The 13879-nt window shown below is 74.7% G+C and carries 11 protein-coding genes; 8 read left to right on the top strand and 3 right to left on the bottom strand.

What is annotated here, in order from left to right:
- Window positions 1-26: 26 nt before the first annotated feature.
- From hppD to ACZ47G_RS26260, 3 genes are all read left to right on the top strand, one after another.
- Complete coding sequence (gene hppD, locus ACZ47G_RS26270) at window positions 27-1184, top strand: 4-hydroxyphenylpyruvate dioxygenase (RefSeq protein ID WP_465746605.1); 1158 nt, start codon at window positions 27-29, stop codon at window positions 1182-1184.
- The gene (locus tag ACZ47G_RS26265) at window positions 1181-2311 is read left to right on the top strand and encodes an alpha-hydroxy acid oxidase (protein WP_465746603.1); all 1131 of its coding nucleotides are present in this window, start codon (window positions 1181-1183) and stop codon (window positions 2309-2311) included. The genes hppD and ACZ47G_RS26265 overlap by 4 nt, the downstream gene beginning before the upstream one ends.
- 65 nt (window positions 2312-2376) lie before the next feature.
- Window positions 2377-3606 (top strand): aminotransferase-like domain-containing protein, encoded by a 1230-nt coding sequence (locus ACZ47G_RS26260; RefSeq protein WP_465746668.1) that lies wholly within the window; start codon window positions 2377-2379, stop codon window positions 3604-3606.
- A 47-nt stretch (window positions 3607-3653) separates the two neighbouring features.
- Here ACZ47G_RS26260 and ACZ47G_RS26255 read toward each other — a convergent pair whose 3' ends face one another.
- Window positions 3654-4505, bottom strand: coding sequence for a PhzF family phenazine biosynthesis protein (locus ACZ47G_RS26255; RefSeq protein ID WP_465746601.1), 852 nt, complete (start codon window positions 4503-4505; stop codon window positions 3654-3656).
- Between the two features lie 71 nt (window positions 4506-4576).
- Window positions 4577-5671, bottom strand: coding sequence for a DUF5937 family protein (locus ACZ47G_RS26250; RefSeq protein ID WP_465746599.1), 1095 nt, complete (start codon window positions 5669-5671; stop codon window positions 4577-4579).
- 139 nt (window positions 5672-5810) lie between these two features.
- On the opposite strand from ACZ47G_RS26250, the gene ACZ47G_RS26245 reads away from it, so the two are divergent.
- Window positions 5811-7097: an MFS transporter gene (locus ACZ47G_RS26245; protein WP_465746597.1), complete on the top strand. Its 1287-nt coding sequence runs from the start codon at window positions 5811-5813 to the stop codon at window positions 7095-7097.
- 31 nt (window positions 7098-7128) lie between these two features.
- Window positions 7129-7698, top strand: coding sequence for a hypothetical protein (locus ACZ47G_RS26240; RefSeq protein WP_465746595.1), 570 nt, complete (start codon window positions 7129-7131; stop codon window positions 7696-7698).
- Between the two features lie 99 nt (window positions 7699-7797).
- Here ACZ47G_RS26240 and ACZ47G_RS26235 read toward each other — a convergent pair whose 3' ends face one another.
- Window positions 7798-10914 carry a SpaA isopeptide-forming pilin-related protein gene (locus tag ACZ47G_RS26235; RefSeq protein ID WP_465746593.1) on the bottom strand — a complete coding sequence of 1039 codons (3117 nt, stop codon included), beginning with the start codon at window positions 10912-10914 and terminating at the stop codon, window positions 7798-7800.
- A gap of 281 nt (window positions 10915-11195) precedes the next feature.
- On the opposite strand from ACZ47G_RS26235, the gene ACZ47G_RS26230 reads away from it, so the two are divergent.
- The 3 genes from ACZ47G_RS26230 (at window position 11196) to ACZ47G_RS26220 (ending at window position 13871) form a co-directional block, all read left to right on the top strand.
- Window positions 11196-11999, top strand: a complete 804-nt coding sequence (locus ACZ47G_RS26230) for an MBL fold metallo-hydrolase (RefSeq protein ID WP_465746591.1) — start codon at window positions 11196-11198, stop codon at window positions 11997-11999.
- A 7-nt stretch (window positions 12000-12006) separates the two neighbouring features.
- Entirely contained in the window at window positions 12007-12438 is a 432-nt protein-coding gene (locus ACZ47G_RS26225) for a nuclear transport factor 2 family protein (RefSeq protein ID WP_465746589.1), read from the top strand.
- Between the two features lie 200 nt (window positions 12439-12638).
- Window positions 12639-13871 carry an NAD(P)/FAD-dependent oxidoreductase gene (locus tag ACZ47G_RS26220; protein ID WP_465746587.1) on the top strand — a complete coding sequence of 411 codons (1233 nt, stop codon included), beginning with the start codon at window positions 12639-12641 and terminating at the stop codon, window positions 13869-13871.
- Window positions 13872-13879 lie beyond the last annotated feature (8 nt).

Genomic DNA, 13879 nt, shown 5'->3' with positions numbered 1-13879 from the left:
GCACTCCTCACGAGAGAGCCCCTCAGATGCCCGACCGTTCCTCTCCCGACACCGCGACCGCCGCGACCACCGCGACCGCCACCGCCAGCGCGGACACCACCGACACCACCGACGCCCCGCTCCCACTCACCCTCGACCACGTCGAGTTCTACGTCACCGACCTCGCCGCCGACGTCACCCGGCTGACCACCGAGTACGGCTTCGACCTGCTCGTCCCGCCCACCGAGCGCGGCGAGAGCGCCGAGCGCTGCGTCTCCGCCCTGCTCGGCCAGGCCGCGATCCGGCTGCTGCTCACCCAGCCGCTGGCCGTCGGCCACCCCGGCACTGCCTACCTGGCCCGGCACCAGGACGGCGTGGCCGCGCTGGCCCTGCGGGTGCCGGACGCCACCGCCGCCTACCGGACGCTGACCGGCCGGGGCGCCGACGGACTGCGCCCGCCGCAGGCCGCGGACGGCTGCGTCACCGCCGTGGTCGGCGCCTTCGGCGACGTGGTGCACACCCTGATCGAGCGGGGCCCGGACACCCCCGCCGACCGGATACCCGGTCTGCCCGACGCCGCTCCGGTGAGCGATGACGGCGCGGTGGGCCTGCGCTCCGTCGACCACTTCGCGGTCTGCGTCCCCTCCGGCCAACTGCTCGACACCGTCCGGCACTACTGCGACGTCTTCGGCTTCCGCATGGTCTTCGAGGAGCGGATCGAGGTCGGCGCGCTCGGCATGGACTCGATGGTCGTGCAGAGCCCCGACCACAGCGTCACCCTCACCCTGATCGAGCCGCTCACCCCGGACGCCGGCGGCCAGATCGCCTCCTTCCTGGCCGACCACGACGGCGCCGGGGTGCAGCACGTGGCCTTCTCCTCCGAGGACGCCGTCCACTCCGTCTCCACCATGGCCGCCCGCGGCGTGCCCTTCCTGCGCACCCCCGGCGCCTACTTCGACGCCCTGCCCGCCCGGCTCACCCCGATGCGGCACTCCTTCGACGAGCTGCGCGACCTGAACCTCCTGGTCGACCAGGACCACGACGGCCAGCTGTTCCAGATCTTCACCCGCTCCCAGCACCCGCGCGGCACCTTCTTCTTCGAGGTGATCGAGCGCATCCGGGCCCGCAACTTCGGCAGCAACAACATCCGCGCCCTCTACGAGGCGGTCGAACTCCAGCGCAGCGCCAGCGAAGTGGCCGGATGAGCACCCCGCTCCTGACGGGCCGTCAACTCCCGCTCTGTGTCGCCGACTACGCCGACCTCGCCCGGGCCGCCCTGGCTCCCGAGGTGTGGGACTGGCTGGCCGGCGGCGCCGAGCGGGAGCACACCCTGGCCGCCAACCGGGCGGCCTTCGACCGGCTGGGCGTGGTGCCCCGGGTGCTGGCCGACGTCTCCGCCTGCGACACCGCCACCACCCTGGTGCGCAGCCGGGCGGCGCTGCCGGTCGCGCTGGCGCCGATCGCCTACCACCGCCTGTTCCACCCCGAGGGCGAACTCGCCTCGGCCCGGGCGGCGGCCACGGCGGGGGTGCCGTTCACCGTCGGCACGCTCAGCAGCGTCGGCTTCGAGGAGCTGGCGGCGACCGGGGCCACCCTCTGGTTCCAGCTGTACTGGCTGCGCGACCGGGCGCGGCTGCTCGACCTGGTCGCGGCGGCCGAGGCGGCGGGCAGCGAGTGCCTGGTGGTCACTGCCGACGTCCCGTACATGGGCCGCCGGCTGCGCGACGCCCGCAACGCCTTCGCCCTGCCCGGGGACGTCCGCGCCGCCCTGCTGGAGGGCGGCGCGGCGGGCCGGGCGCACCGGGCCACCGCCGACGTCTCGGCGGTGGCCGCGCACACCGCCGAACTGCTCTCCCCCGCCGTCACCTGGGCGGACCTCGACTGGCTGCGCCGGCAGACCGACCTGCCGCTGGTGGTCAAGGGGGTGCTCGACCCGGCGGACGCCCTGCGGGCCGCCGAGCTGGGCGCCGCCGCCGTGGTGGTCTCCAACCACGGCGGCCGCCAGCTCGACCGGGCGGTGCCCTCGCTGACGGCGCTGCCCGCCGTCGCCGACGCGCTGGCCGGCCGGGACTGCCAGGTGCTGCTGGACAGCGGGGTGCGCGGCGGCGCGGACGTGCTCACCGCACTGGCCCTCGGGGCGTCCGGGGTGCTGCTGGGACGCCCGGCGATCTGGGGCCTGGCGGCCGGCGGCGAACCGGGCTGCACCCGGGTGCTGGAGCTGCTGGCCGCCGAACTGCGGCACGCGCTCGGCCTGGCCGGCTGCGCCGATCTCGCCACCGCCGCCACCCTGCGCACCACCCCCCTGCCCTGCCCCGCCTGGAGTGCCCCGTGACCGTCGTCGCCCCGCCGCACGAGCTGCGGCTGACCGATCTCCACCCCTCCCTCGCCGACCCGGCGATGACCTCGATGAACCTGCTCAACGAGATCTCCATCCGCTACCCGGAGGCGGTCTCCTTCGCAGCCGGCCGCCCGGCCGAGCAGTTCTTCGAACTGGACGCCGTCCACCGCCACCTGGACCGCTACGTCGAGCACCTGCGCACCGAGCGCGGGCTGTCCGAGGAGGCGGCCCGCCGCCAGGTGCTCCAGTACGGGCGCACCAAGGGGATCATCCACGAGCTGATCGCCGCCCACCTCGCGGTGGACGAGGGCATCGAGGTGCCCGCCGAGTCGATCGTGGTGACGGTCGGCTGCCAGGAGGCGATGTTCCTGGTGCTGCGGGCGCTGCGCCGCGGCCCCGAGGACGTGGTGCTGGCCGTGGTCCCCACCTACGTCGGGCTGACCGGCGCGGCCCTGCTGGCGGACCTTCCGGTCCGGCCGGTGGCCGACGGCCCGGACGGGCTGGACCTCGCCGACCTTCGGCGGGAGCTGGCCGCCGCCCGGGCCGAGGGGCTGCGCCCCCGGGCGCTCTACCTGGTGCCGGACGTGGCCAACCCGAGCGGCGCCAGCCTGCCGCCGGCGCTGCGCCGGGAGCTGCTGGCGCTGGCGGCCGAGGAGGACTTCCTGATCCTGGAGGACAACCCGTACTGCGTCTTCGCGGGCGAGGAGCGGCTGCCCTCGCTCAAGGCGCTGGACACCGGGCGGCGGGTGGTCCACCTCGGCTCCTTCGCCAAGACGGCCCTGCCGGGCGCCCGGGTCGGCTACGTGGTGGCCGACCAGCTGGTGGCGGACGGCGCCGGCGGCACCGTCCTGCTGGCCGACCTGCTCGGCATGGTCAAGAGCATGACCACGGTGAACACCTCGCCGATCGCCCAGGCCGTGGTCGGCGGGGCGCTGCTGGAACACGGCCTCAGCCTGCGGGCCGCCAACACCGAGGTCGCCGCGCTCTACCGGCGCAACCTCGCCCTGGTGCTGGACGGCCTGGCCCGGCGCTTCCCGCCCGGCGGCGGGGTGAGCTGGAACGAGCCGCGCGGCGGGTTCTTCCTGGTGCTCACGGTGCCCTGCGTGGTGGACGACGCACTGCTGGAGCTGTCCGCCTCGCGGTACGGGGTGATCTGGACCCCGATGTGCCACTTCTACCCGGGCGCGGGCGGGGAGCGGCAGCTGCGGCTGTCGGTCAGCCAGGTCGACCCGGCGACCCTGGACCGGGGGCTGGACGGCCTGGCCGCCCTGATCGCCGCCCGCTCCTGAACCGCCCTGGGAGGGGGTGGCCCGTGCCACCCCCTCCCCCTCGGCCACTACGGGATGGCCACCGCCGCGCCGGAGACCCGCACCCGGGTGTCCTCCGCGCGCAGTTCGACCCGCAGCACGCCCGGGCGGCCGAGGTCCTCGCCCTGGTGCAGCGTCAGCACCGCCGGGGCGGTCACCGCGCCCAGCTCGTGCAGGTAGGCGCCGAAGGCGGCCGCGGCCGCGCCGGTGGCCGGGTCCTCCACCACGCCGCCGACCGGGAACGGGTCGCGGACGTGGAAGACGTCGGCGGCCTCGCGCCAGACCAGCTGCAGGGTGACCAGGTCGCGGGCGGTCATGTAGGCGGCCAGCCCGTCGAAGTCGTAGTCCAGCCGGGCCAGCCGCGAGCGGGTGGCGGCTGCCAGGACGAGGTGCCGGGCGCCGGCGTAGCCGATCCGCGGCGGCAGCGCCGGGTCCAGGTCGGCGGCCGACCAGCCGAGCAGCGCGAGCGCCTCCTCGACGTCCGCCGCCGGCACCTCCTCGACCTTCGGCTCCACGCTGGTCAGCGTCGCCCGCAGGCCGTCCGCGTCGCGCTCCACCTCGACCGGGACGTCCCCGGCGGCGGTGCCGAACACGTACTGCCCGGGGCCGGTCCGCCCGGCCACCGCGACGGCGGCGGCCACCGTCGCGTGCCCGCAGAACGGCACCTCGACGAGCGGGCTGAAGTACCGCACCCGGTAGGCCCCTTGGGAGCCGCCGGGGGTCAGGAAGGCGGTCTCGGAGTAGCCGAGCTCGGCGGCGATCGCGAGCATCCGCTCGTCGGTCAGTCTGGTGGCGTCCAGCACCACGCCCGCCGGGTTGCCGCCCTCGGGCCGGGTCGAGAAGGCCGTGTAGCGGAGGATCTCAGGAGCATCGTCGGTCATGACCGGACGAACGCGCGCCGGGTGATCACTGTTCCCGGGACGGCCGGACCACCGGACGAGCAGGCGACGGCTCACCGCAGCACCGCCTCCAGGAAGTCCGAGCCGAGCCGGGCGCTGCCGGACAGGTCCAGCTGGTAGAGCATGTACCGGCCGCGCCGCTCGGTGATCAGCAGCCCGGCCTTGCGCAGCACCGCCAGGTGCCGGGACACCTCGGGGGCGCTCAACTGCCAGGCCGCGGCGAGTTCCCCGGTGGTGTGCGGGCCGCGGGCGATGGTGCGGGCCAGCCGCAGCCGGATCGGATGGGCGAGCGCCTCCAGCCGCTGCTGGACGAGCGCGAGCGAGACCGGCTCGGGCAGCCCCGCCTCGGCCACCGGGTACTGCAGCACCGGCCGCCAGCCCTGGGCGTGCACCACCAGCAGGTGCGGGCGGCCGAAGACGGTGGGGATGAAGGTGACGCCCCCGCCCTCGGTGCCGCTGGTGGCGCTGTCCTGCAGCTTATCGATGACGATCCGTCGCCGCCCGCCGCCCTCCTCCAGGGCCACGGCGGGCGAGAGCGCGGCGACCGCCTCGGCCAGGCCGTGCCGGGCGTGCAGGTCCGCCTTGCGGCGGGCGTCCGCCGCCAGGCCCGGCAGCACCCGCTGCCAGGCGTCGGCGAAGAACGCGGTGTGGCAGTCCTCCAGCATCCGGCGCACCAGCGCCCGGACCGCGGGCGGGTCGGCGAGCAGCCGGTCGGCGAAGGCGGCCTGCCGGGGCCCGCGGGCGAGGGCGAGGTCGCGGGCCCGCTCGTTGGCGGCGGCGTCGGTGAGCGGGGAGCCCAGCCGGCGGGAGAACCGGGAGGAGCCGCAGGTGGTGATCAGGGCGCCGCGGACGAACAGCTCGTCGTCGATCCGGTCGACGGCGTCGAGTTCCTCGGCGAGGGTGGCGCCGGGCAGGCCGGGGACCAGGAAGTCGGCGCGCGAGGAGCGCCAGAGGAAGTCCGCCTCCAGCAGCCGTTCGGCGAGTTCCGGCGGGATCGCGGTGGTGGTACTGGCCGCCCAGCCGTGCAGCGCCGGGTGGTGCGCGGGCTCGGCGAGCACGTGCAGCATGGCGTTCAGCTCGGCGAGCGGGGACGGGCTGAAGAGCAGCCGCTCCTCGGGCAGTCCGGTGATGTCGATGGTCACACTCATGCGCGTCCCCTGCTGGTTCCCTCGCTCCGCTCACTCACGTCGGTGATCCTGCCACCCCTGCGCACCCCGCCCGGCGTCGATTGACGCCGATCGTCAATCCACGTGCCACCGGCCCCCACCTGGGCGGACGGTACCGGCCATGAGCCTGATCCAGGAGAAGTCGGTCCACGACCACGCCGCCGCCCGCACCGGTGAGCCGCCCGCGCCGCCGATCGGCACCGGCCGCGGCGGCCCGTCCGCGCTGCTGAGCCTGCTGACCGCGGCCGGCGGCCCCCGGTACGCGACGGCGCTCGCCGTGGACGCGGTGGGCGGCGGCATGCTGCGCCCGTTCCTGCTGCTGTACGGCATCAGGGTGCTGCACCTGCACGCCGGGTCGGTCGGCCTGGCCCTGTCGGCCGGGATGGTCGCCGGGCTGCTGCTGGTGCCGCTGACCGGCCGTTGGATCGACAGCGGCGCCCGCACCCTGCCGGCCGCCGTCGCCCTGGTGCTGCGGGCGGCGGGCGCGCTGGTCCTGCTCACCGCCGACGGGTTGCCGCTGTTCACTGCGGCGGCGGTGCTGTTCGGCATCGGCAGCCAGTCCTGGCCGACCACCCACGGCGCCGTGGTGAGCACCCTGACCGAGGGCCGGCTGCGGGACGCCGCGCTGGCCGCCGGGCGGTCGCTGCGCAACGCGGGCCTGGGCACCGGCGCACTGCTGGCGACGGTGGTGGTGGCCGGCGGCACCGGCGCGATCCGGGTGCTGGCCGGGGTGACCGGCGTGGCCTGCCTGCTGGCCGCCGCGCTGGTGGGCTCGCTGCGGGTGCGGGCGCCGCAGCGGCCGGCCGCCCAGGCGCTGCGGACCGCGGCCGGCGGCGAGCCGCTGCGGCGGATCACCCTGCTGAGCGTGGCCAACCTGCCGTACGCGTTCTGCTCCGACGTGCTGGAGGTGGCGCTGCCGGCGCTGCTGGTGCTGCAGCTGCACGCCTCCGCGGCCTGGTCCTCGGGCGTGTTCGTGGGCAACACCGTGCTGGTGATCGCGCTGCAGCTGGCGCTGGTGCTGCGGCTGGCGAAGCGCTCCCGGCGGTCGGTGCTGGCGGTCGCGGGGGCGGCGCTGAGCGTGTCGTACCTGGGTTTCTGGGCGGCCGGTTCGCTGGGCGGCGTCCCGGGGGCGGTGGGCATCGTGCTGGTGTCCGTGCCGTACACGCTGGGCGAGATCCTCTACACCGGCTCCGGTACGGCCCTGGTGGCGGCCTCGGCCCCGCCGCACCTGCTGGGCCGGGCGCTGGCCCGCTGGGAGCTGTCGATGGGCGTCGGCCGGGCGGCGGCGCCCGCGGTGCTGACGGCCTTGCTGGCGGCCGGGCCGGGGCTGCTGTGGGGCGCGCTCGCGGTGACCACGGCGGCCGGGGCGCTGGCGGTGCTGCGGCTGGGCCCGGCGGACAGGGCCTGACGCACCAAGCAGTGGTGGGATGATCATCCGCATGGCCCTGACCCCCTTCCAGCAGCAGCTCCGCGAACAGCTCCTGGCCGCCGAGGTGACTCCCCCGCCGGAGCCGTGGCGGCAGGTCGGCCGGGGGATCGTCCCGGTCGGCGGACTGCTCGGGATCGGCTTCGCCGTCCACCCCGGCACCGGCCACGACCTGGTGCTGACCGTCTCCAGCAGCGGGCACGGCCTGTTCGACGCGGTCACCGGCGAGAAGCTGGAGCGCGAGTACGACCCGGAGGAGGACCCGGACGGCCGCGACCTCTCCTGCCCCGGCATCGGCCCGGTCGCCGACCTCCGGATCCCGGTGGCCGGCCTGTGGGGCGGCGGCCTGCACACCGGGACGGACGACGGCTGGAGGGCCGACGTCGTGGCGCCCGAGTGGCCGAACCACCGGGTGCTGCTCGTCGGCGGCACCGAGCCCGCCCGCGGCGGACGGCACGGCGAGACCTGGTGGCACGTCTTCCACTCCTCCTGGTCGACCTTCCGCGCCGCCGGCTTCTCCCCCACCGGCCGCACCCTCGCCGTGGCCACCAGCAGCGACCTCACCCTCTGGAGCCGGCCCTGACCCGGCTGACCCGCCCGTCGACGCCGGTGGCCGGAGGCGCCGTCCTCGGCTCCTCCGGCCACGTCATCGGGTCAGGCGCTCACGCCCGTCGGCGGTCCGTCAGGCGCGGCCCCCGGACCGGCCGGGCACCGGGGTGCGGTCGGCCTGGGTGCCCCACTCGTGGGCCGGCGGGTCGCAGGGCTCCGGCGGGCAGGGCTCCGGCGGGCACGGCTCCGGGTGGCCCTTCCGGCTGTCCTGGACCGTGATCTCCACGCACGGGCAGTCCTCGGTCAGCTCGACGGTGCTCACCGCGTCCTGCGGCAGCTGGTAGCCGGGGGGCGCGAGGACCTCCTGCCAGTAGTAGGTGCCCAGCGGCAGGTTGTCCGCCGAGCAGACGCCGTCGGCGCCGGTGACGCACGGCGCACCGACCTTGGTGTCCGGGTTCGCGCCGGTCGTCTGGAGTCCGGGCACCCCGTTGGTCTCCCGCCACAGCTGGAAGACCGCCCCGACCAGCGGGCGGCCGGTCTCGGCGTCCACCTTGGTGACGGTCGTGGAACCGGTCTGCCCGGCCGTCTTCTTGTCCTGCACGGTGACCGGGACGTTCTGCCTGTCGGTGTCCAGCACCACCGTCGTCACCGGCTGCTGCGGCAGGTCGTACCCGGGCGGGGCCGCCGTCTCCTGCCAGTAGTACGTCCCCAGCGCGAGGTTGTCGGCGGAGCAGACACCCGTTTCGGAGGTGGTGCAGGGCGAGCCGACCGCGGTGTCCGGGTCGGCGCCGGTGGTCTGGAGTCCGGGCACGCCGTTGGTCTCGTGCCAGAGCTGGAACACGGCCCCGGCCAGCGGGCGGCCCGTGTCGGCGTCCACCTTGGTCACCGTGGTGGAGCCGGTCGGCGCGACCGACTTCGAGTCCTGCACCGTGACCGGCACGTTCTGCCCGTTGGTGTCCAGCACCACCGTCGTCACCGGCTGCGACGGCAGGTCGTACCCGGGTGGGGCCGCCGTCTCCTGCCAGTAGTACGTCCCCAGCGGCAGGCCGTCGGCCGAGCAGACGCCCGAGGCGGGCGTGGTGCAGGGCGAGCCGACCGCCGTGTCCGGGTTCGCACCCGTGGTCTGCAACCCGGCGACGCCGTTGGTCTCCCGCCACAGCTGGAAGACCGCACCCGCCAGCGGCTGCGAGCCGGCCGAGTCGACCTTGGTCACCGCGGTGGAGCCGGTCGGCGCGACCGTCTGGGTGTCCTGGACGGTCACCGCGACGGTCTGCCCGTCGGTGTCCAGCACCACGGTGGTCACGTTCAGGTCGGGCAGCTCATAGCCGTTGGGCGCGGAGACCTCCTGCCAGTAGTAGGTCCCCAGCGGCAGGCCGTCGGCCGAGCAGACGCCCGAGGCGGGCGTGGTGCACGGCGAGCCGACCACCGTGTCCGGGTTGGCACCCGTGGTCTGCAGCCCGGCGACGCCGTTGGTCTCCCGCCACAGCTGGAAGACCGCGCCCGCCAGCGGCTGCCCACCGGCGGAGTCGACCTTGGTGACGGTCGTTCCGGCGGTGGGAGCGGCCGTCGCGGTGTCGGCGACGGTGACCGCGGCGTTCTGCCCGTTGGTGTTCAGCACCACCTCGGTCACGTTGAGCCCCGGCAGGTCGTGCCCGGGCGGGGCCGCGGTCTCCTGCCAGTAGTAGGTGCCCAGCGGCAGGTCGGTCGCCGAGCAGACGCCCGAGGCGGGCGTGGTGCACGGCGGGCCGACCGCGGTGTCCGGGTCGGCGCCCGTGGTCTGCAACCCGGCGACGCCGTTGGTCTCCCGCCACAACTGGAAGACGGCGCCCGCCAGCGGCTGCGAGCTGGCCGAGTCGACCTTGGTCACGCTGGTCGACGCGGTCTCGACCACCGGGGACTTGGTGTCGGCGACGGTCACCGGGACGCTCTGCCCGCCGGTGTCCAGCACCACCGTCGTCACCGGCTGCTGCGGCAGGTCGTACCCGGCCGGGGCCGCCGTCTCCTGCCAGTAGTACGTCCCCAGCGGGAGGTCACCCACCGAGCAGACGCCGTCCGCCCCGGTGGTGCAGGGGGCACCGACCTTGGTGTCCGGGGTGGTGCCCGAGGTCTGCAGCCCGGCGACGCCGTTCGTCTCCCGCCACAGCTGGAAGACCGCGCCCGCCAACGGCTGCGAGCCGGCCGAGTCGACCTTGGTCACGCTGGTCGACGCGGTCGGCGCCGGCGGGTTGCCGCAGTCGGGGAGGTCCCCGTTGAAGGGGTAGGCGTGGAACTCGGTGCCGGTCATGCCGGAGCCGGAGTTGTGCAGCAGCGAACCGGTGGTGAAGAACCGTCCGTTCAGGCCGGGCAGGTTCATCGTGCTGGTGCTGGCCGGGTTGCCGACCAGCACGCTGCCCTGGAACTGCCCGGAGCCGGTGAGGGTCACGGTCGTCGCGGTCGGGAAGTTCCACAGCAGGCGCGAACGCAGCTGGTTCCACGGGTCGTTGTCGTCGAAGCTGCCGCTGTAGGTGTTGATGGTGCGGGCGCCACCGACCAGGTTGACCAGCACCGTCGCGTTCGCGGGGATGCCGGCGAACGCCACGCCCTGGGTGGCGCCGCCGTTGCCCGCGAGGTCGAAGTCGACGTTGAAGACCTGCAGCGCGGAGCTGCCGTCGCCGGTGAACAGGGTCTGGAAGCCCTGGTTGACGGCCGACCCGGTGGCCGGGCGGGGCGTGCCGACCCCGGCGTAGCACTCGCTCGCCGTCTGCAGCTGACCGCGCAGCGGCGTGTAGGCGGCCACCGCCTGGGCGTCCTGGATCTTCGTCCCGGTGATGGTGCCGGTGGCGGTGCCCGCGTAGCGGACCACGCCGCCGTCCGCCAGCAGCCGCTGGCCCGGGGCCACGGTGACGTCGCCGCCGGCGGTGAGGAAGTCCGCGCCGTCCGGCGGGGGCACCCGCGAGCCGACGCCGACGATGCCCACGTTGTAGACGGAGCTGACGCCGGCCGCCTTGTTCTGGGAGAAGTTGCCGAGGGTCACCACGTGTCCCTCGGCCTCGGCGGCCGAGCCGCTCACATTGAAGTCGCCGCCGACGAAGATGTTCACCCCGGCGTCCCGGCCCGCGAAGGGGCCGTTGTTGACCGGGGGGAACGTCGCCGGGCAGTCCGCGCCCAAGCAGGGCCCGAGACCGCCCGGCAGACCGGCCGCCGAGGCCGGCGTCGCGGCGACGAGTGACATGGCGAACGGGACGAGCGTCAGGGCGACGGCGGAACTCATCGCCTTGCCTAGTCGGCGTCTCCAGGTGACGGCTGGTGCCGTCGCTCTGTGGCTGGGCTTCACCTCGGTCCTCTCATGACGTGAACACGATGGGGCCCTGGAAGTCTTCTGGCGCGGACCCCGGGTGTCCGCGACGCGCACGGGGTGTCGCCCCGACGCCGGGCGGAGTACACCCGATCGGCAGCACCCGGCGGGCGCTCCGGCCCTCCGGATGCGGGCGCCGGACCGAACACGGATGCTGGGCGACGAGGCGTGCCCGGCCCAAGGAAGGACTTTGCTGCATGAGTGCCCTCGACTTCGAGATCATCGACGCCCCCGACAGCTCGCTCAACAAGACCGCCGTCCTGGTCACCGGCCCGAACGACGCCATGCTGGTGGACGCCGGGTTCACCCGCTCCGACGGGCGCCGACTGGTCGAGCGGGTCCGGGCCACCGGCAAGCGGCTGACCACCGTGTTCGTCAGCCACGGCGACCCGGACTTCTACTTCGGCGCCCAGGAGGTCCAGGACGCCTTCCCCCAGGCGCGGTTCCTGGCCACCGCCCCGACCGTCGAGCACATCCAGGAGACCTTCGAGTCCAAGCTGCGCGCCTGGTCGCACCTGGGCCCCGAACTGCCCACCCGGCTGGTCCGGCCCGAGGTGCTGCCCGGCGACGAGATCGTCTTCGAGGGCCACCGCTTCGAGCTGCGCGGCGCCGACTTCCACCTGCCCGACCGCCACTACCTGTGGCAGCACCACCACCGCGCGGTACTCGGCGGGGTGCTGCTCTTCGAGGGCCTCCACGTGTGGACGGCCGACACCCCGACGGCCGCCCAACGGGCCGCCTGGATCGACCTGTTGGACGGAATGGAGGCGCTGCGCCCGACCTGGGTGGCGGCCGGCCACCGGGTCGCCGACGCACCCACCGACCTCAACGCCATCGACCACACCCGCGCCTACCTGCGCGCCTTCGAGACCGAACTGGGCCGGACGGCCGACGCGGCCGCCGCCAAGGAGGCACTGGAACGGCGCTTCCCGGAGCTCGGGCTGCGGATCGCGGTCGACCTCGGCACCAAGGTCGCCAAGGGCGAGATGGCCTGGGGGTGAGCGCACGATGATCGAGATCCCCAGGGACGTCGCCGGCTTCGCCGAGTCCGCCGCTCCCGCCGACGTGGTGCGCCGCCAGTACCTGGCCTCCGCCCGCGGCGACCTGGCCGCGCTGCGCACCACCCTCGCCGACGACGTCGAGTGGACCGAGATGGCGGGCTTCCCGCTGGCCGGCACCTACCGCACCCCGAAGGGCGTCACCACCCACGTCATGGAGCGCCTCGCCGCCGAGTGGGAGGACTGGACGACCCACGACGACACCTACGTGGTGGACGGCGAGAACGTGGTGGTCCTGGCCCGCTACACGGCCGTCCACAAGGCCTCCGGACGACCGCTCGCGGTCCGGGTCGCCCATCACTTCGTGGTGCGCGGCGGTCGGATCGTCCGCTTCGAGCAGTTCACCGACACCGCGCTTATCAGGGACGCGATGACCGGGTGAACCGGGTGAACCAGGTGAACCGGACCGCCGCGCCGGCCGCCCCGTTCGCTCGAACGGGCGAGCATGGCGCGGCGCGCCCGGCGCGGTCTCGACACACCACCCGGACGGCGGCAGGCTGGCCCCGGTCCTCAACGGATCCTTCCACCGGTCATTCCACGGGGCTTTCCCACGGATCTTCCACGGAGTACGAGGAGTTGGGCATGGCGGGCAGCGAGCGGCCGATGGTGATCGTCGGGGCCTCCCTGGGCGGTGCCAAGGCGGCCGAGGCGCTGCGCGGCGCCGGGTACCGGGGCGGCATCGTGCTGATCGGCGAGGAGCACGAGCGCCCGTACGAGCGCCCGCCACTGTCCAAGGGCTACCTGCTCGGCAAGGAGGGCCGGGAGAAGATCTACGTCCACCCGCCGCAGTGGTACGCCGAGCACGACGTCACCCTGCGGCTCGGCACCGCGGTGACCTCCGTCGACCCGGCCGCCCGCACCGTCACGCTCGCCGACGACGGCGAAGTCGCCTACGGCAAGCTGCTGTTGACCACCGGCTCGGTGCCGCGCCGACTGCCGGTGCCGGGCGCCGACCAGGCCGGCGTGCTCTACCTGCGCCGGGTCGAGGACAGCGACCGGATCAAGTCCGCACTGCGCCCCGGCGCCCGGATCGCGGTGATCGGCGCCGGCTGGATCGGCCTGGAGGTGGCGGCCGCGGCCCGTACCGCCGGCGCCGAGGTCACCGTCCTGGAGTCGCTGGAGCTGCCGCTGCTGCGGGTGCTCGGCCGGGAGGTCGCCCAGGTCTTCGCCGACCTGCACCGCGACCACGGCGTGGACCTGCGCTTCGGGGCGCAGGTCGCCGAACTGACCGGCGCCGACGGCACGGTGAGCGGCGTACGGCTCGGCGACGGCACCGAGCTGGCCGCCGACGCCGTGGTGGTCGGCATCGGCATCTCCCCCGCCACCGCCCTGGCCGAGGCCGCCGGGCTGGAGGTCGACAACGGCATCAAGACCGACCAGCACCTGCGCACCTCCGACCCCCACGTCTACGCGGCCGGCGACGCCGCCAACGCCTACCACCCACTGTTCGGCCGGCACATCCGGGTCGAACACTGGGCCAACGCCCTCAACCAGCCGCAGACCGCCGCCCGCGCCATGCTCGGACAGCCGGACGCCGTCTACGACCGGGTGCCGTACTTCTTCTCGGACCAGTACGACCTCGGCCTGGAGTACGTCGGCTATGTCGAACCCGGCGGCTACGACCGGGTGGTGTTCCGCGGCGACCCGGCCGCCCGCGAGTTCATCGCCTTCTGGCTCTCCGGCGGCAAGGTGCTGGCGGGGATGAACGTCAACGTCTGGGACGTCACCGACCCGATCCGCGAACTGGTCCGCTCGGGGCGGCAGGTGGACGTCAAGGCCCTGGCCAACCCGGACGTCCCCCTCGCCGAGGTCTGAGACACGAC

Source organism: Kitasatospora sp. NPDC030952 (assembly GCF_055571335.1).
The sequence above is the reverse complement of the archived record's forward strand: the minus strand, read 5'-3'. Positions and strand labels throughout refer to the sequence as shown.